13 protein-coding genes and 1 tRNA gene are annotated in these 19,475 nt (G+C 42.2%); 10 read left to right on the forward strand and 4 right to left on the reverse strand.

Features of this window, described 5'->3' with window-relative positions; genetic code table 11:
- The first annotated feature begins 530 nt into the window (after window positions 1-530).
- From PLL47_RS04720 to PLL47_RS04745, 6 genes are all read left to right on the forward strand, one after another.
- Window positions 531-1,493, forward strand: a complete 963-nt coding sequence (locus PLL47_RS04720) for an ATP-grasp domain-containing protein (RefSeq protein WP_324445049.1) — start codon at window positions 531-533, stop codon at window positions 1,491-1,493.
- Between the two features lie 69 nt (window positions 1,494-1,562).
- Window positions 1,563-2,552: a hydantoinase/oxoprolinase family protein gene (locus tag PLL47_RS04725; RefSeq protein WP_324445050.1), complete on the forward strand. Its 990-nt coding sequence runs from the start codon at window positions 1,563-1,565 to the stop codon at window positions 2,550-2,552.
- 117 nt (window positions 2,553-2,669) lie between these two features.
- Window positions 2,670-3,353 (forward strand): amino acid kinase, encoded by a 684-nt coding sequence (locus PLL47_RS04730; RefSeq protein ID WP_324445051.1) that lies wholly within the window; start codon window positions 2,670-2,672, stop codon window positions 3,351-3,353.
- 191 nt (window positions 3,354-3,544) lie between these two features.
- Window positions 3,545-3,715: a zinc finger domain-containing protein gene (locus tag PLL47_RS04735; RefSeq protein ID WP_324445052.1), complete on the forward strand. Its 171-nt coding sequence runs from the start codon at window positions 3,545-3,547 to the stop codon at window positions 3,713-3,715.
- Between the two features lie 91 nt (window positions 3,716-3,806).
- Complete coding sequence (locus PLL47_RS04740) at window positions 3,807-4,076, forward strand: elongation factor 1-beta (RefSeq protein WP_324445053.1); 270 nt, start codon at window positions 3,807-3,809, stop codon at window positions 4,074-4,076.
- A 64-nt stretch (window positions 4,077-4,140) separates the two neighbouring features.
- A tRNA-Ala gene (locus PLL47_RS04745) sits at window positions 4,141-4,212 on the forward strand.
- An 85-nt stretch (window positions 4,213-4,297) separates the two neighbouring features.
- Here the strand turns inward: PLL47_RS04745 and PLL47_RS04750 are convergent.
- Window positions 4,298-7,807, reverse strand: a complete 3,510-nt coding sequence (locus PLL47_RS04750; RefSeq protein ID WP_324445054.1) for a PAS domain S-box protein — start codon at window positions 7,805-7,807, stop codon at window positions 4,298-4,300.
- A gap of 1,130 nt (window positions 7,808-8,937) precedes the next feature.
- Between PLL47_RS04750 and PLL47_RS04755 the strand changes: the two genes are divergently transcribed.
- Together PLL47_RS04755 and PLL47_RS04760 are read left to right on the forward strand one after the other, a co-directional pair.
- Window positions 8,938-12,426, forward strand: a complete 3,489-nt coding sequence (locus tag PLL47_RS04755; RefSeq protein ID WP_324445055.1) for a PAS domain-containing protein — start codon at window positions 8,938-8,940, stop codon at window positions 12,424-12,426.
- A 41-nt stretch (window positions 12,427-12,467) separates the two neighbouring features.
- Complete coding sequence (locus PLL47_RS04760; RefSeq protein WP_324445081.1) at window positions 12,468-12,881, forward strand: response regulator; 414 nt, start codon at window positions 12,468-12,470, stop codon at window positions 12,879-12,881.
- Window positions 12,882-13,000: 119 nt separating this feature from the next.
- Here the strand turns inward: PLL47_RS04760 and thiI are convergent, their stop codons facing one another.
- Entirely contained in the window at window positions 13,001-14,215 is a 1,215-nt protein-coding gene (gene thiI, locus PLL47_RS04765) for a tRNA uracil 4-sulfurtransferase ThiI (RefSeq protein ID WP_324445056.1), read from the reverse strand.
- 261 nt (window positions 14,216-14,476) lie between these two features.
- On the reverse strand, window positions 14,477-14,869 hold the full coding sequence (locus PLL47_RS04770) for a response regulator (protein WP_324445057.1): 393 nt from the start codon (window positions 14,867-14,869) through the stop codon (window positions 14,477-14,479).
- A gap of 615 nt (window positions 14,870-15,484) precedes the next feature.
- Here PLL47_RS04770 and PLL47_RS04775 point away from each other — a divergent pair.
- Entirely contained in the window at window positions 15,485-17,773 is a 2,289-nt protein-coding gene (locus PLL47_RS04775) for a PAS domain S-box protein (protein WP_324445058.1), read from the forward strand.
- A 93-nt stretch (window positions 17,774-17,866) separates the two neighbouring features.
- Window positions 17,867-18,631, forward strand: a complete 765-nt coding sequence (locus PLL47_RS04780; RefSeq protein WP_324445059.1) for a GTPase — start codon at window positions 17,867-17,869, stop codon at window positions 18,629-18,631.
- Window positions 18,632-18,821: 190 nt separating this feature from the next.
- On the opposite strand, the gene PLL47_RS04785 is transcribed toward PLL47_RS04780, so the two are convergent.
- Window positions 18,822-19,388, reverse strand: coding sequence for an NTPase (locus tag PLL47_RS04785; protein WP_324445082.1), 567 nt, complete (start codon window positions 19,386-19,388; stop codon window positions 18,822-18,824).
- Window positions 19,389-19,475 lie beyond the last annotated feature (87 nt).

A 19,475-nucleotide genomic window follows, 5' to 3' on the forward strand; every position in this document is an offset into this window, starting at 1 on the left:
GTTTATTTTTTAAGCTATAAACTATATAAATTATATAAACTTTTACTTAAATCTCCAGCTCAGTTGCTTAACTTTCTTTTTTCCTTCACATCCCTTCATAATTTTGTTAGCGTAACTTTCTATTGTCCTGCCCTGTCCCTTCTAACTAAAAAACTCCCCCCACTATCCTGTTTGATTTCAAATTTCAACTTAAAACGCCTCTCCTGCTTCTCTGGCAGCCCGCCAGAAGTAGAGGAAAATTTTCCTCTCCTCCCCAAAAAGGAATTTTTTAAATCATATTTCCCGGACCTTCCCCAGCCTGTCTGGCGTCTTTTCCACAAAAAGAGAACGAAGCTGAGCAAAAAGTTGAACGAAAAGAATTGAGCAGTCCTCTCGAACTCAGTTCACTTTATAACTTCCAAAGTAGTCCTCTTGAGCGAAGCGAAAAGGACCGCGTACTCCCGAGGCGCAATTCGGGAAGGACCTCGTGCTCCCGAAGCGAAACTCGGGAGACAAAAAGTAATATAAAATGACCGGGTTTTTCTTTTCCGATGAAAATCCTGATTGCAGAATTTGCTGTGGGCACTGATATTGAAAAGTCTCTTATTCCTGAAGGAGCAGCTATGCTGAAAACGCTTGCAGAAAGCTTTGTCCGCGCAGGGCATGAGGTATATTACCCTGCTGCAGGAACTGAAATCGGTGCAGGCACAGCATTGAAGTCAACTGCTGAAAGCTTCAGGCAGGTAATTGAACGGGAAGCAAAGAAGTGTGACGCCGGACTGCTTATTGCTCCAGACGGAATGCTTCCGGAGCTGAACAGGATTCTTGAAGAGAATACCGTAAACCTCGGGTGCTCTCCCGACGCTGCAGCCTGCTGTGCAGACAAACTCCTGTGCACGGAAATCCTGAAAAAAGCGGGAATTAATGCCCCTGAAATTGCACAGAAAGCAGAAAAAGGCAAAAAGTATGTTATAAAGCCAAGGTTCGGATGCGGGGCAGAGGAAACGTATCTGGTTACGGATTTTGAAAACACCGGCGAGTTCATTGCAAGCGAATACGTCGAAGGAGAACACCTGAGCGTAAGCCTTATTGCAGGAAAAAAGACGCTTCCACTTGCGGTAAACCGGCAGTTTATCGAATTTTATGAGAACAGGGGCGTGGAAGGAAAAAATCCAGAGAAAACCGGAGCATCGGGCATAAAATATAACGGGAGCCTGACCCCTTACCAGACTCCCAGAAAGAATGAACTTTATGAGACTGCAATATTCACAGTAAAATGCCTGGGCTGCTCTGGATACGTGGGCGTGGATATTGTTCTTTCTGATTTCCCTTATGTCGTGGATGTAAATCCAAGGCCTACAGCTTCAATATTCGGGATCAGCAGGGTCATGCGGGAGGAAATAGGTGAACTCCTTCTCATGAATAGATTCGGAACACTCCCCGATTCCGTGCATATCGAGGGAGAATATCATTTTTCAAAAGACATGCTGGGCGAGCTTTTTGGAAAGAACTGACACTGGTAAATTGCGGTTTTATCTATCTGGAGAATTACGGACCTGGAAAATACACGGAAAGGAATTGAAATGCATTCAAAAATCATAGGGCTTGACATTGGAGGGGCGAACACAAAACTTGCTTCCTCGGACGGAACTGCTGTGGAACTTCATTACCTGCCGCTCTGGAAAAACACCAGGCTTCCGGAAGTCTTAAAAGAGATCTCTCAAAGGCTGAAACCTGAAAAAGTCGCTGTTGTGATGACAGGAGAACTCGCGGATTGCTTTGAAGATAAAGACCAGGGCATCCGCTTCATAAAAGAAACTGTTGATTCTGCTTTTGGCTCCGAAAAAGTCTCGTATATAAACAGCCAGGGAAAGTTCCAGAGTGAAACCGATTCCCTCAGAGAGCTTGCTGCCGCAAACTGGGCAGCCTCAGCCAGGCTGATAGGAAAAGAGATCGGAGACTGTATTTTTGTTGATGTTGGCAGTACCACAAGTGATATTATTCCTATTATTTCAGGGGAGCACAGGGCAGGGCATACGGACTTCGAAAGGCTTCTCAGGAGTGAACTCGTATATGCAGGCACTCTCAGGACAAACCTTGCGGCACTTCTTGAAAAGGTAACTCTCAAGAAAGGCATATGCCGAACATCTTCGGAACTTTTTGCAACGACAGCAGATGCTTATTTAATTCTCGGGAACATTGATGAAGGGATGTATACATGTGAAACTGCTGATGGGGCTGGCAGGAGCAGAACAGATTCCATGCGCAGGATCGCAAGGCTGGTCTGTGCGGATCTTTCAGAGGTAGGGGAGCAGGAGATACACGATATCGCAGAACAGGTAATGGAGAAACAGGTTTCTGTGCTTGCTGAAGCTATTTCTGAAGTTGCGAAAAGGAACGGACTTACAAAGATTGCAGCAGCAGGCCTTGGGGAATTTCTTATAGCTGAAGCCACAGAAAGGCTCGGATTTGAATGTATTTCTGTTGCCGGGCACTGGGGAGAAGATATCTCAAAGGTATTTCCTGCATATGCTGCCGCTTGTTTGCTGGAAGCTGAGACCTCAAAAAACTGAGGCTTGAATAGCCTGTATACCCTGTATTTTTAAGGAAATAAGAAGAAATCGAGGAAATAGAAGAAATTGAAAGCTGCTTTGAACAAACTGCAACGGATAAGAAATGCAGGATAAGAAATGCATATGGAACCTGTAAGAGTGGTTATTAAGGTAGGAGGAAGCCTGATCCGGGAAGCTCCTGAACTTGTAAACAGGCTCGTAAAAGAATTTGGTATGGGGAGTGGTAAAACTGCTCCCAACAGGCCTGGTTCAGAGAAAATACCTTTTTTCATCCTTATAGTTCCCGGTGGAGGGATATTCGCTGATGCCGTCAGAAAAGCTGACGAGAGCTTTGGGCTCGGAGACGATGCAGCTCACTGGATGGCGATACTTGGAATGGAGCAGTATGCCTGTTATCTGCAGGACAAAAGCTGTGCAGCAGGCACGGATTCAATAAAAGAACTGCCTCCGGGAGTTTCAATTCTTTTTCCTTACAGGCTGCTGAAGGCAGAAGACCCTCTGCCCCACTCATGGGACGTAACCTCTGATACGATTGCTGCATGGGTAGCCAGGCAGACAGGAGCCCTGTTTATTAAGGCTACGGATGTTGACGGGATATTCAGGGAAGGAAAAATTAGCAGAGAAATCTTTACTTCGGAGTTATCTGAAAATTTTGAAAGCTGCATTGATCTTTCTCTTCCAGGATTCCTTCAAAAAAACAGAATGGAATGCTTAATTCTAAATGGAAAATTCCCGGAAAGAGTGATTCAGGCAGTGTACGGGAAGCCTGTGCCCTGTACGGTGGTAAAGGGGAATATTTAAATTGTATATCGTATATGACTAGGGAGAGAAGCAAACCGTGTCCAAAAAGCATCATTACATTCAGTTCACCAGATTTGTTGATGTTAATACAGGTGCCGAATAAGAGCAGGATACTGAAGCTTAAGGAAGGTGCCTGATTCACCGGTTAATTCATTGCGTTTTACTATAAGGAACGATTAAGGAGAAGAAAAATGTCATCAGAGAAAGTTGAATACTGTACCTCGTGCGGAATCCGCCTTGTGGAAAAAGGCTATGTGAAGTTCCCCTGCCCCCAGTGCGGAGAAGAGATCGGAAGATGTACAAGCTGCAGGCAGCAGGGTAACGTATACACCTGCCCGAAGTGCGGATTCAAAGCTCCGTGATTTCGGACAGAGTTCAAGAAAATCCAGACGCAAATTGTAAACTCAGCTTAAAACTGGTTTGCAGATATCATAAAATATAAGAGGAATTGAAATGGGTGATGTTGCAGCAAAAATAAAAATCATGCCAGAAAGTGTTGACACCGACCTTGTAGGGCTGAAAGAGAAGCTCAAAGCCGTAATTCCAGCAGGAGCCGAGCTTCACGGGGACATAGTCGAAGAGCCAATAGCTTTCGGATTAAAGGCTCTGATTGTTACACTGATCGTTAACGACGAAGAAGGCGGAACTGAACCTGCAGAAGAAGCCTTTGCAAAAGTTTCCGGCGTCGAGAATGTTCAGGTCATTGAAGCCTACCGTATCTGAGAAGGAAAAAAGAACCGGATAACGTTTCCGGAAAACTTTTTTCATCATTCTCTTTTTCGCAAAAGGGCTCGTAGATCAGGGGAAGATCGTTACGTTCGCAACGTAAAGGCCGCGGGTTCAAATCCCGCCGGGTCCATTTTAAGTTTTGTCAGTCCTTATTGATACTAATTTTTGTGAGGATCCGTATCTAACAAGTACGAATACAGGTCCTGATCAATCAGTTATTGCAGAACTGGTGCTGATATCTGATTATTTTCTTCTGCCAGTGTGAACCTTATAGTAAATTCTGTTCCATTATTTCTTTTTAGTTCAAATTTCCCGTCTATCTGATCTACAAGAGCGGTTATCAACTGTATGCCCAGACTGTCAAGATTCTGGATACTGAGATTTTCAGGAATGCCTATTCCATTATCTGAAACGCTCAGAATAAAACTGGTAGCCTTATTGCCTTTCTTTTTGTGTCCGCCATTTTCTTCTCTACGGAGTTCGATCCGGATCTCTCCTCTGTCTCTATCCGGAAATGCATGTTTAAGGGAATTGGAAACGAGTTCATTTACAATTATTCCTAATGGGACAGCAACATCCATATTAAATAATGCATTTTCTTCCAGATCCATTTTCAGGTCAATATTTTTGCTACTAAGGCTGTATGTCCGAAAAAGATTTTCAGTTAGTTCTTTAATGTACTCACAAAAGTCCAGTGTATCGGTCCCTTCTCCTTTATAAAGTTCTTCATGGATAAGAGCCATAGATACAACCCTATTCTGGCTTTCTCTGAAAGCTTCAATTACTTTCGGGTTATCAAACTTATCAGCCTGAAGGTCAAGAAGGGAAGAGATAACCTGCAGGTTATTCTTAATTCTGTGATGAATTTCTTTCTTACGGGTAATCTCAATATTTGCAAGAGCTTTCTGTGTCTTTTTATTCTCGGTAATGTCGAGAACGAAAGCTGTGCCTCCATTACGCACCTTATCGAAAGTAGCTGCCCCCACAATCACAGGCACACGTGAGCCATCTTTGCGGATGTATTCCTTCTCTCTAGGTCCTTTTAGACCGGTGCTTTTCAGTTCCGCGATGATTTGCTCATCTAGGGAACGGTACTCAGGCGGTGTCATTTTGTTCCAGTTTACCTTTCCTGCCTGCAAATCTTCGCGCGTGTAACCGACTATTTCCAGAAACCTGTCGTTGGCATCTGTGACCGAACCGTCCACATTATAGTAACAAACGCCAAGCATATCCGATTCGTAAAATAGGCGCATGCGCGCTTCACTCTCACGCAGAGCTTTCTCAGCCCTTATACGCTCAGTAATGTCCTGAACTATTCCCTTCTCTCTTACAGGAATATTTTTCTCATCAAAAATGACTTCGCTCTGTGCATGGACTGTGCGCTCTTCTCCACCGGCTGTGATAATTCTGTAATCAATGCTGTACGGCTCTCCCTTTAAAGCTTTTTTAATGGCATTCTCCATATAGTTTCGATCGTCCGGGTGCACATAATTTAAAAGTTCACTGTAAGATGGTACTGATTCCTGAGGATCGCGGCTGAAAATACGATACATCTCCTCAGACCAGTGCAGCTCCCCGTTTATAATATCCCATTCCCAGTTTCCAATATGAGCCATCTTTTGAGCTTCAGAAAGACTTTTTTCACTTATTTTCAATGAATTGTAAGCCTTCTCAAGCTGGTTCGTTCTTTCTTCAACCAATTTTTCTAAATTGTCATATGCTTTTTTTAGGGCTTCTTCTGCTTTTTTGCGCTCGGTGATATCCTGGTTGGTTCCATACATCAAAACTATCTTGCCAGATTCATCCGTGACGATTTCGTTTTCGCTCAATAAGATTTTCGGCGTACCATCAATGCGGATGATATTGTAGGTGATGTTATACTTATGGCCGCTCTCTACAGCCTTCTGGATCTCCCTGTCGACCCTTTCACGGTCTTCGGGCACGATGAAACTTAAGAACAGCTCATAAGAGGGCTTAACCTCTCCCGGCGCCAGCCCGTAGTTCCGGTACGATTGTTCAGACCATGTTACCTCGTCAGTAATAAGGTCCCAGGTCCAGCTGCCGACCTGAGCGACTTTCTGTGCTCTCGCAAGCTCCATCTCACTCTTCTGGAGCGCCTCCTCTACTCGCTTGCGTTCTGAGATATCTCTAATGATCAGGCTCGTTTTTATACTGCCATCAGCATCTACAAAGAGTTTAGAGCTTGTATCGCAGATGAAAGTTGACCCATCTTTTCTTCTATGTATCAGTTCAACCCTCATCCGGCCTGTCAGCCTTCTTTCCTCAAGTGCAGCCGCAAGCTTCTCATCATTGACTACTATACCTTCTCTTCCAGCCTGTATAATTTCATCTTCGGTCATGCCGAACATCTGGCATGCTTGAGGGTTTGCACAGAGAATAGTGCCGTCTGGTCTTGTAAGCAAAATTCCGTCGAGGCTGTTCTCATATAGAGATCGGTAGCGCTCCTCACTCGCCCGCAGTGCTTCTACAAGTACATCGCGTTCTGCCAGCAACCTGGTCAGTTTAAAATTGCTGTAGCTTAGCTGCGAGATCATGTTGGCAAGCGTCATGAAGAAGGCCATACAGGTATCCACAACCGTCGAGCTCAATCTCGGGACTTTTTCAAGCGCTGCTATGTATTCCTCTTCATTGAAGCCGTATTTTCTGGCCTGGGATCGGAAAAGCTCATAGTCCAGAGGTTCGTCCTCAAAAAAGAACTGCCCTGAGAAAATATTTCCTGCGTGCTGGCCGCCCGCGATAACAGGAGTAGCGATATCCCACATATTGTTCCTGCACCTGTACAGCTTAAACTCTCCTGGAAGAATTCCTGAAGACAGCTTCGTATCGCTTTCTACGCAGTGCCTGCAGGTTTCAGGGTGAACCCTGTGGAACCGCGTGCAGATATCCTGCCATCCGGCGCTTACCAGAACATTGCCTTTGAGATCTACCAGGGCCATGGCAATGTGAGCAAAATTATAGAAATCATCCATAAGGGACTGTATCGCCCTGGTATCAACGATATCAGCAAGCCCAATATTCTCCATTTCCCTCTCAGGCGAAATAATTCCTTCCAGATTTACCCTGGCATGCTGTTCACTCTTCTGTGGCTCCTCCTCGGCACGTTTGCGATTATTGATATTTTGCCGGTTGGAACCCTCTATTTTTTCCCATTTTCCTTTCTCTTTGATAAGGGTTAATTGATGATTAAAAGCCGCGTTTATTATTTCAGCTGAACTGCACCTGTCGAGAGAATAGGTGTATAGAGCCATTATCGGGCGGTTTTTCAGCGAATTATCCAGATTTTCCTCAAAGCCGGTGAAACCACTCCAATTCTTTTTAATCTCTGAAGTATCCTCTGCCAGCCTCAAGCCTTTATAACCACTGGTCAAAGCCCTGTCAAGTTTTTCAAGCCATCTATTCATTGCTTTTTCAGAGTTTAATATATCTACATACCAGTGACTGTGGGGAATAATTTCTATTTGCCCTCTTTCCTGATAGGTGTTTAAATCAGGAACGGACTTTCTCAAAGCTTCCTTTGCTTCTTCTACTTCCAGCGGCGGTGAGGTAATCCAGATGCAAAATTCGTTATTTTCCAGCCCGGCTTTAAAATAAGGGATAAGTATATCCATCAGGTCTTCTTTTGTCTGGTAGAACTGGCAGAAGTGTGTTCCCCAGGGTACCTCGCCAATAATATCAATTCCAGAGTCTCTAGTATTTTTTCTCATCAATATTGTCTCCGTTTTTTGAGGACACCAGGACAAGATTTTTTTTGCATCAGGGTGTTCTATTTCTTCTTCACCTATAATATCCATTTAGACCTGATTTCATTCCCTAAAAGTTTCCAGGAAACTCATATTTGCTCAAATCTTCTCAAAAGCTTACTGGAAGGCTAATCCTGGAAGATTTGTCTTATGACGTCTTTTTTGTGCTGTTTAGAACCCGTTATTCTGGAAATATTGGGTTCTAATTCAAATGATTTTTCCACAGCAAGAGCTGAAACCCAATAAATAACTGGATTGAAATAAAATAGAGGAGACAGGTATATTAAGCTTGCTGGTTTTTGCGGTGAGAATACAGCCAGATCTTTGTCTGGCGGCTGACTTGTGGATTCTCCCTCAAATTCTTCTCTTTCTTTACTGTTTTGTCAATTTAATATCTTTAGTTTCCTGATTTCCAAAAAAATTTGATTTGTTATCATGGAGTATTTCATTCAATAGATGCGTATTTTGAGAGTTATTTATTATATAACTTCATAAAAATAGCAAAGAATTAAATACAAATAACTCTTTTTAAATATTGGTGTGGGCATCCCACGCTAGAATAACCCCCTCAGATGGCCAGGGAAAGTTGAAGCTCCCCCTGGCCACTATATTAACAAATATTCTTTCCAGGGCAATTCTTTACAGAAGATCTCAATTCAACTCCCTTTTTATGCGATCTTTTGTGATTCTGCCAGTGGAATTTGATTTCTTTTGTTTTCCCTTTTTGATCAGGTTCTCTGCAGAAAAATAATAAACAAATATTTTTATATTTTTCAAAGTTCACTGGATCTTTTCGTCCCGAAAAATACTTGTGGAACCTGAACTTGAAAAACATGAATCCGAACTTTTCAAAAAGTGGAAACACATCATATAGTTTTTAAATAATGGGGTTCATTATAGACCAGCTTATATCTTTTTACGATAATGTTCCGGATGTATGGGATTTAAGGGAATAAATAGCGGAAAAAAAATGGAAAATCCGCAATGGCTATTTTTAACCCTTTTTTTGAGCGAAAAAAAATTGATTCTCACCTGAAACCTGCAGTCCAGGCAAAGAATGAAATGGGGGACTGGTATTCATTAAAAGTAACAGGTTGCCCGAAAGAAAAGAAGAAACTGGGGAAATAGAAAAGGAAATCTCTATAGGAATGCAGGAAAACATGATAAATCATTCTCCTGCGGAGAACCCTAACCCCGTTCTCAGAGCAGATCCAAACGGGAAGGTCCTTTATGCAAATAAAGCAGCCTTCTTTCTTCTTGAATACTGGGGCATAAAGGAAGGAGAAGAGCTCCCTCAATTCCTCAGGAACGATATTAAAAGAACTCTTTCTCAGAAAGGTCCCGAACACCTTGAAATCAATGCAGGAAAAGTTACGTATTCTCTGATGCTTCACGCCAGTCCGGATGGCGATTATGTAGATATTTATGGATTTGATATCAGTTACAGGGTACGGGCTGAAGAAAAATTCAGGTTCCAGCATGAGGAACTGGTCAAACTGAAGACCATTGAGTATTCTGAACTAAATGAAAAACTTAAAAATGAAATAGCGGGGAGAAAGAGGGTTGAAGAAATCCTCAGGAACAATCTCCAGTTTCTTGAGGTACTTCTTGACAGCATTCCAAGCCCTGTATTTCAGAGAGATCTTAATGAAATTTACGTAAACTGTAACGAAAACTTTGCCAGGCAAATAATGGGGCTTCCCAAGGAGATAGTCATAGGAGGCTCTTTCTCTGAGTTCCATAAAAAAGTTCCAAAGGAGCTTGCTGACATTTATTACAAACATGACAGAATACTTCTCGAAAAGGGGGGCAGTCACTATTTTGAGACCAAAGTCATCTGTGCTGATGGTGTTGTTCGGGATTTTCTTTTCCATAAAGCTACTTACGAAGACAGTACCGGAGAGATTGCTGGAATTGTGGGTGTAATGCTGGATATTACTCAGCGGAAAGAGGCTGAGAAATTTTTCCGAAAAACCGAAGAGAAATACAGGCTTGCTGCCGAGCAAACCGGACAGCTGGTTTATTATTATGAGACAGAATCAGATCTAATTGACTGGGCAGGAGCAATCCCGCAGCTTACCGGCTATACCCCTGAAGAGTTCAGGCAGGTAAACCTGAAAGGCTGGATCGAACATGTTCATCCTGAAGACCGCGAAAGGGTATGGAAAGTACATGAAAAATGCATGAAAGACGGGGGCAAATACTTTGAAGAATATAAATTCCGAAGGAAAGACGGAAGCTACTTCTATGCAGAGGACAGTGGTATGTACCTTCTGGATAACTTTAATAAGGTTTACCGGATTGTGGGGGTAATAAAAGACATTACTGAAAGAAAACTCTCCCGTGAGATTCTTGAAAGAAGTGAGGAAAGGTTCCGTATAATTGCTGAACAGACAGGACAGCTTGTTTATGATTATGATGTTGAAAATGGCCATAGTTCCTGGGCAGGGGCAATTGAAGAACTTACAGGATATAGTTTTGAAGAGTTTCAGGGATTCACTCCTGAGGTATGGGTTCAGCATGTTCATCCTGATGACCGGGATAAAGCAGTAAAAACGCATGAAGAGTGCATTAAAAACGGGGGCAAATATTTTGAAGAATACAGATTCAGAAGAAAAGATGGGAGATATATCTGCGTTGAAGACGGCGGGATTTACCTGAAAGCCAGGGACAGAGGTATATATCGGGTTCTTGGGGTTATAAAAGATATCACTGAGAGGAAACTCGCCCATGCTGAACTGAAAAATAGTGAAAGCCGCTATCGTCTAATTGCAGAAATGACTAAAATGCTTCTGTATTACGATAACTACAGGGAAGACAGAATTGACTGGGCAGGAGCAATTCCTCAAATTACAGGGTATAGTAATGAGGAATTCCAGAAAGTCAGGACTGACGGCTGGATGAATATGATTCATCCTGAAGACCTCCCGAGAGTCAGGGATGCTCACGAATATTGCATGCAGCATGGAGGTGAATTCCATCAGAACTACAGGTTCAGGAGAAAGAATGGGACTTACTTCTATGTTGAGGATGAGGGAGTTTACCTGAAAGATGAAAATGGCTGTGTGTATATGACAGCCGGAGTGATAAAAGATATCACAGAGAAAAGATCTGCCCGGGAAAAACTTCAGGAGAGCGAAGAAAGATTCAGAATAGCTGCAGAACAAACAGGGCAGATAGTGTTTGAACATGACCATGGGGACAGGAATATCAAGTGGGCAGGAGCTATTCAGGATGTTACAGGATATACAGTAGAAGAATTTATAAAATTCGATTATTCTGCATGGGCAGACCATATTCATCCTGAAGATAGGGAAAGAGCTCTGAATGAGCTCAGAGCCTGCCACGGAAACGAGAATAAGTTTCGTATTGAGTACAGATTCAGGAAGAAGGACGGGAACTATATCCATGTGGAAGACAGCGGGGTTTATCTGAGAAACGAAGACGGAAGCATTATAAAGTCTTTAGGCGTAATGAAAGATATTACGGGCATAAAACTGGCTTCGGAAAAACTGAAGGAAAGTGAAGCGCGTTACGTCTCCTTCATGAAAAACTTTAGAGGAATAGCTTTTCAGATGGGACTTGACTTTGCTCCGATTCTTGTAGACGGCAATGTAGAAGAAATTACGGGGTACAGAAAGGAAGACCTGATCTCCGGAATAATTGACTGGTACCAGCTTGTTTACCCCGATGACAGAGAAAAACTTTTCGAGAACAGGAAGAAACTGGTAGAAGATCCCCTTCTTTTCATAGAACACGACTACAGAATAGTGCATAAAAACGGAAGTACAAGGTGGGTACATGAAATTTTTCAGAATATTTCGGACTCCATGGGCAAAAAGAGAATTCTTCAGGGTGCAGTCTATGACATAAGCAGGCAAAAAGAAGCTGAAGAATCTCTCGCAAAAGTTGAGGAACTCCGTAAAAAGGAAATACATCACAGGATAAAGAATAATCTTCAGGTAATCTCAAGCCTTCTTGAACTTCAGGCAGAGAAATTTAAAGATATGGATGTTCTGGAAGCCTTCCGTGAGAGCCAGAACCGCGTTGCTACAATGGCAATAATCCACGAAGAACTGTACAGGTCAAGAAATAATGATACTCTGGATTTCTCGGCATACCTCCAGAAACTGACAGAGGAACTGTTCCACTCATACATTGTCCGAAAAGGAGATGTTGATATGCAGCTCGACATCGAAGAGATTTTTCTGGGAATGGATACTGCAGTTCCTCTTGGGATTATTATCAATGAGCTCGTATCCAATTCTCTGAAGCATGCGTTTCCAGCAGGCAGGAGAGGAAATATTTGCATCAAGCTCAGCAGGACAGAAGGGAATGCCGGGAATAAAAGTATAAGTAATATCACTAATAATATTGGTTCTAAGAGTTCAGTTGAGAAAAATATTCAGTATACGCTGGTAGTTTCGGACAATGGGTTGGGTTTTCCGGAAAACATTGATTTCAGGAGCACGGATTCTCTGGGTCTGCAACTTGTAAATATACTCGTCGAGCAGCTGGAGGGTACAATTGAACTTGAAAACGGTTCAGGAACCACGTTCAAAATCTGGTTTAAGGATCCCTGACAGTCATCTGAAAATTTATCCAGCATTAAAGGGGAGATATGATGAAAAAGGCAAAAATTCTGGTTGTTGAAGACCAGAACATCGTCGCTCTAAATATCAGAAACAAACTCAAAAATTTGGGTTACACTGTACCCGGTACTGCATCCACAGGAGAGGAAGCGATAAGAAAAGCAGAGCTGACGAACGCAGATCTTGTTTTGATGGATATCATGCTGAAAGGGGACATGGACGGTATTGAAGCTGCCCGTGAAATAAAATCCCGCCTTAAAATTCCCGTGCTATATCTGACTGCTTACACTGATGACGAAACTCTTGAAAGGGCTAAAATGACAGAGCCTGCAGGATACATTTCCAAACCTTTCAAAGAAGAAGACCTGCACAGCAATATTGAGATGGCCCTCCATAAACACAGGGCAGAAAAAAAAGAGATTGAAACTTTAAGCAGCGATGGATAAATCCTGTGGCAGTTTAAAGCGGATATACCCATTTGGGTATATCTCAAATCCTTTTCTATAAAATATGAGAGAATTCAGGCTTTATTAATGCTAAAATTCTCTATTCAAGTGGGTTTTGTTCAGAGCTTGAGGACCTTTGCTGCTTTCAAAGCTTCGCTGACCATAGTTTCGATGTCAAGTCTTTTCTCTTCAAGTACTATAAGGTCATAGTTTGCCTTTACTTCGGGACGCTCAGGGACTGCAGTGCAGTTTCCTGCCGACCTTGTAGAGATGTCATAGGTTCCGATTTTGCGGGCAATATCCATGACCTCGCTCTTGTCAAAGGCAATTAAAGGGTGATAAATCGGGATCGCAAGCTGGTAAATCTCGGCGTGCATGTTGGCAGCAGTCTGGGAGGCTACCTGCCCCAGGGAAGAGCCGGTAATGATTCCGCTTGCACCTTCTTTTTTCATGACCTCGTAGGCTTCCCTGTACATCATACGCTTGCAGAGAAGGCAGGTATTTTTTCGATCGCAGGCGTTTATGAAGGACCTGAGATTGGGACCATGGGGAATCTCGTAGGTAGTGAACTGGTGACCGGGAGCCCATGCCTGAAGCTGCCGGATGCAGTCAAAAGCCCGCTCCCTGGCAGCATCTCCTGAATAAGGAGAGGTATTGCAGTAAACAGGGGTGATCATCACGCCCCGCTTCATCATAAGCCATGCAGCAACCGGAGAATCGATGCCTCCTGACATCAGCACTACCATATTGCCCTGCGTGCCCAGGGGCAGCCCTCCCACTCCTTTAACTGTTTCCAGGTAAACGTAAGCCAGGTCCTGCCTCATCTCTACAAAAATTTCCTTATCCGGAGAACTCAGGTCAACCCTGGGATGTTTTCCTTCTTTTTCAAGCATATCCCAGACAGCATCTCCGCATGCTCTCCCAATATCCGCCGATGAGAATGAATGCTTTCCACTTCTTCTGGCACGGATGGCAAAAGATTCACCTTCCTGGATAAGGTCTTTTCCAACAAGGGCACAGGTTTTAGCTGTGTTCTCAAGGTTTGGTTCTGTTATCAATGCAGAGGATGTCGAGACGACCCCGAAAACATCTGCAGCCGCCTGAGCAGCACGCGGATCTGTCGTCTCAATAAATATCCTGCCCCATTCTCTCCGCATGAGGGAGTATGGAATATTTTTTGAGTCCAGCATTGCGGCAATGTTTTTCATAAGTATTTTCTCATACCAGTTCCTGACTCCAGGACTTTTGAGAGCAAGCTCCCCGTACCGGACTATAACAACATTCGTCTGTCTTGCAGCTTCTTTATCCATACTGTTTGTGAAAGCACCCTGCATGTTCTTATTATCTCTCTTTACTTTTTATCAATAGCAGATTAAAGCCCTTTTTCGGCTTTCAGATTTGTCTGTCGTATACGCTTAATGTCAGTCGTTATATCTCCTTCTGTACTATATCAGTTTATGTGGAGCTAATGTCCGGTCAAAAATACGCGCATGATATTCTTCGAATAACATGCCCAAAATGGAAGTACTTGAGAGCACTTTCATGCTAAAGAGAAGAATATTGGTTCCTGTGCCTGGAAACGTTAATAAAAAGGTTCAGGCATTTGGATTAATTATTGCACTGTTATTTGCAACCTGCCAGATTTGTTTTGATAACTCTGTATACTGAGTTTTCGGGTCACTTGTTTTCAGAATGAAAGAATTTGCACCATTTTGTATTGCCTGATGCATAAGTTCTTCTCCGACTCCCGTAAACAGAATGAAAGGAATGTTTATTCTCTTGTCACGGATAGTCTTCAGGAATGAAATACCGTTCATAACAGGCATATCATAGTCCGAGACTATCACATCATAGGAATCTTTCTCTAACATATTGAGAGCTTCTCCTGCAGAGTCAACAGTATCGGAGTCTATATTGTGGAAGACTTCTAAAAACGTCTTTGATATCTCTAAAAATGAGGGGTCGTCGTCTACAATCAATACTTTCATGGGGGTTCTCCTTGCAGTTAAGACTTGATATTCGATTTACTGACATCAATTCAGAGATAATGTTAAAATGTGTGTAGCTGATGCTGAAATTAAATATTTTTTCTAACTATATTAAATTACTTAAGTGGAAAATTGTCTCTAAGCAAAAAAATTGTTGAGATTAAATATTTCAAACCTAGCATAAGTTCTTTGTTTACTCTGTTTGTCAGAGTAAATTTTAAAGCTCTGTTTAGAGGTTTTGTACAATACTGTTTAACGGTGTAACTCCGGGCTGCAGCCCAGCCCACAATTGATTAAGGAATACCTGAACTGAGATTCAACCTGATTTTCTTAAACTTTTAGTTTTTTATTTTATTGTTTTGCGCAAAAACAGATATATGTCTTAATAATTATATATTGAATTAACTAAAATATTCTAATATTTATTACAGGTTATAGCAATGTGTTTTTTGCAGTTTAATCCTGAATTTTCTAAAAATTTCTTAGTAATTGATACTCTAAAATTTTAATTATTTAATCTTAATTGGGCAAATATATTAAATAAGTTTGGAACCATAGATAGTTACTACATGATTTTTGTGGCTGCACCTCAAATCATGAAAAATGGAATTCAAGATGATGGAATTGAACGTTTTAGATAAACCAAAAGTTCTCATCGTTGATGACGATAGGGATCAGGTAGAATTACTATGCCTGCAGCTTGAAGATGAATATCTTCCAATTCCTGCATATGCCGGGAAAGAAGCCATTGAACTTGTGAAAGCTGAACTTCCGGACCTGATTTTATTAGACCTGATGCTGCCTGAATGTGATGGTTATGAGATATGCAGCATACTCAAAAATGATTCTGAATTCAGGTTCATACCTATAATCATTATTTCCGGTTTCTTTGAGAAGCCGAACAAAGTGAAAGCAACTCAATGCGGGGCTGATGACTTCATCCATAAGCCAATAGACAGGTTTGAGCTTAAAACAAGGATCAAGTCTTTAATCAGGATAAAAAAGAATTATGAGGCTCTGCAGGAAAGCGAAAACAGGTATAAGCAGCTTTTCAACAATAGCCCGGCTGTCACCCTCCTGATAGATCCTTCCAGTTATTTTATTGTAGATGCAAACGAGCCTGCATGCGCTTACTATGGGTATACTTACGAGGAAATTACTGCAAAAAAAATATTTGATATTAATGTATTATCTCCAGAAAGAAACAGAGAAATTTGCCAGCAGGTGTTTTCCGAAAAAAAAGGCAATTTCTATTCCTGCCATAAGCTTGCCTGTGGGGAAATAAGGCATGTAGAGGTTTATATTAATGCAATTTCTATCAGAGACAAAGAACTTTTTTTTACTAATGTCTACGATATAACTGCCAGTAAGAAAGCAGAAAGAAAACTGGCTGAATCGGAAGAAAAATTCAAACAGGTTGTAGAATTATCAGTTGACGGTATAATTATAGGGGCAAATAACGGAAAAATTGTTGATTGTAATGGGGCAGCCTGCAGGATCTTCGGGTACGATAAAAAAGAGATCCTGGAATTGAAATTAATTGATCTTCTTCTTGAGGATTTTCATAGAATCATTCCTGATGCTGCAAACGGCAGCGAAATTACCGGCGATAAGATAGTCGAGAGATTATTTAAAAGAAAAGACGGTACGCTTTTTTCCTCTGAAGTTGCAACCCGAAAATTCAAACTGGGGAATGAAGAAAGGCTGATAGTGTACATCCGGGACATTACGGAACGTAAAAAAGCTGAAAAGGCATTGAAGGAAAGTGAAGAGAACTTCCGTACCCTTGTTAATAATACTCTCGACGGCATACTGATACTTAATTTCGAAGGGGAGGTTATAACAGCAAACGCTGCTGTTGGAAAAATGTTTGGTCTTGATCTCAAAAATGTAGCCGGTAAGAGCATTACAAAATACCTGGCTCCTGAATCCGTACCCAAGGCAATTGCAGACCAGATAAATGTGCTCAATGATAAGGGAGGCTATCTCAGCGTTTACAGAGCAATCTCTGCCAGTGGAGAGCCTTTCTGGATTGAAGGGCTGGGTACGAAAATAATCTACCAGAATCAGCCCGCAAATATTGTGGTTATAAGGGATATAACCGCCAGAAAAGAAGCAGAGGATGCTCTGATATGTGCAAAGACTGCTGCTGAAGCGGCAAACCGCACTAAAAGTGAATTCTTGACTAACATGAGTCATGAATTGAAGACTCCTTTGAATTCTATAATCGGTTTTTCGGATCTGCTGAAGGAAGGAATTGCAGGTCCTCTGAACGAAAAGCAGTCCAGGTATGCTCAGTTCATTTCTACAAGCGGTAAAAACCTCCTTAATATTATCAATGACATATTGGAGTTATCAAAAGCTGAAGCAGGTGAGGCTGATCTCAATTTAGAGGAGTTTTCGGTCGATGATTCCATAAATAAGGTTATCTCAAATTCCCTTCCGCAGATTCAGAAGAAAAACATTAAATTCAATTACAATTCTGAAAATAGGGACTTATGGATCTCTGCCGATGAAAATAAGTTCAGAAAAATTATATCCAGTTTATTAAGTAATGCTGTAAAGTTTACTCCTGCAGAAGGTTCGATTGAAATATCCTCCAGGCAGGAAGGGAATCTTGCAATTATTACGGTTAAAGACACGGGAATAGGTATCCCTGAGGATGACCTTGATAACATTTTTAAGCCTTTTGTCCAGCTTGATCCTTCTTTAAGCCGCATCTTCGAAGGTACGGGACTGGGGCTGACCCTTGTAAAAAGGTATGTTGAAATGCACGGTGGCAGCATATCTGTAGAGAGTAAGGAAGGGAAAGGATCATCTTTTAGAATTGAACTGCCAGTAAACAGAAAGAAAAAAATTGAACCTGTTCTGCAGAGATTGGAAAAGCAGACCGTCGAAAGCTGAAAACCTGCAGAGATATAGCCTGAAGCTGAGACAGGTTCTTTTTCTCTGTATTCAAAGATACCCTTATATCTCTATTCTGTCATAGCACTGCCGATGACAAGCTACAAAGTTCTGGTAAGGGATGTCATAAATAAAGCTGATGTCCTTCTTGAGGTCGTAGACGCCCGGTTTCCGGACGAGACCCGAAACAGTGAGGTTGAAAAAGAGATTATTCGCTTAAATAAGCCGTTTATAATAGTCATCAACAAGTGCGACCTTGTCTCAAAAGAAAAACTTGATAAAGCCAAAGCACGCCTGTCCAGAATTGCTCCCACGGTATTCATATCCAGCAAAGACAGATCCGGAACAACCATGTTAAGACACCAGATCCTTGCATCCGCCTGCATAAAAGGGCGTGATATCCTTGTAGGTACACTCGGCTATCCCAATGTGGGCAAATCCTCAGTTATCAATGGAGTTACAGGCAGGCACAGGGCGAGCACATCTCCCATATCCGGCCACACAAAAGCAGTGCAGCATGTGAATGCAGGTTCGCATATTATGTTTATGGATACGCCCGGAGTCATTCCCTTCGATGAGAATGATGAATATGTGCAGGGACTTCTCGGGATGAAGGATGCAACCCACCTGCGGGACCCTATCGGAGTTGCCCTTAAAATAATAGAAAAAATACTTGTAGAAAATAAAGCAGCTCTTGAGTCCTTTTACAGTATTACCCTTGAAACCCAGGACTCTTACCCAGTCCTGGAACAGATAGGCAGAAAGTGCAATTTCCTGCAGAAAAAAGGCGAGATCGATGAAATGAGGACAGCTACCAGAATAATTTGTGACTGGCAGAATGGGCTGCTTCTTGTTTAAGAAACCCGCAGCTGAAATGAGTTAAAACTATCTTAACTAATTTCCAAACATCTTCTTTATTCTTTTTTCTGAAAAGGAATTCCAGAAGCTTGTAGAGGCTTTTTTGCAACTATATGGCATATTGTTTCAGAGAAAAAGATCTGTCTGCGGGTAGGCTATACCTGCGGGTAGGGTATACCTGCGACTCGATTCAGAAAAGCTGGCTGGCAAAGCAGTTAAAGATTGTTTCAGGCAACTCGTTCCGGTTTTTCTCGTCAACTGTCAAAACTTCAAACTCTTTCCTGATCCTCTGTGCAAGCGGGTGTCTGCTTGAATGATGGAGTACAGCCAGAATGGGTTTATCAGATTCCAGAATCTCTCCCACAGCAGCTGCAAAAGCTCCTGATATAAGTTCCATAGGTCCTATCTCATCGATTACGACAAGATCACAGGAAAGGGCATTCCTGATGGCATTTGCCCCTATCCTTTCAAGATCTTCCAGATTTACGCGATACTTCCCAAATCCGGGTCCTTTGCCTTTGATGTGGCTGAGCATCCCTGTCTCTCCAGTTGCAAGGTTTTGGATTGAAAAACCTTCTCTATGCCCTTCCTTTCGTATTTCAGCAGTCTGGATACCGCCAATTTTGAAGCCCGGATGTCCTGCAAGCTTTTCGGTGACTTTTGCCACTACTGTCGATTTTCCCACTCCAGGACTGCCAGTTACTGCAATTCTCAGCGTAATAATCTTCCCCCCATGTTTCTCTGTCTCCCTGAAAATATAGTCCTGATTTTATTTAAACTGGCTCAGAAGTGAATCTTCGCGTTGATTATATGAACATTGCAGAGCATACTTGAATATACGTTA

The organism is Methanosarcina sp., from assembly GCF_035390745.1.
Lineage (GTDB): Archaea > Halobacteriota > Methanosarcinia > Methanosarcinales > Methanosarcinaceae > Methanosarcina.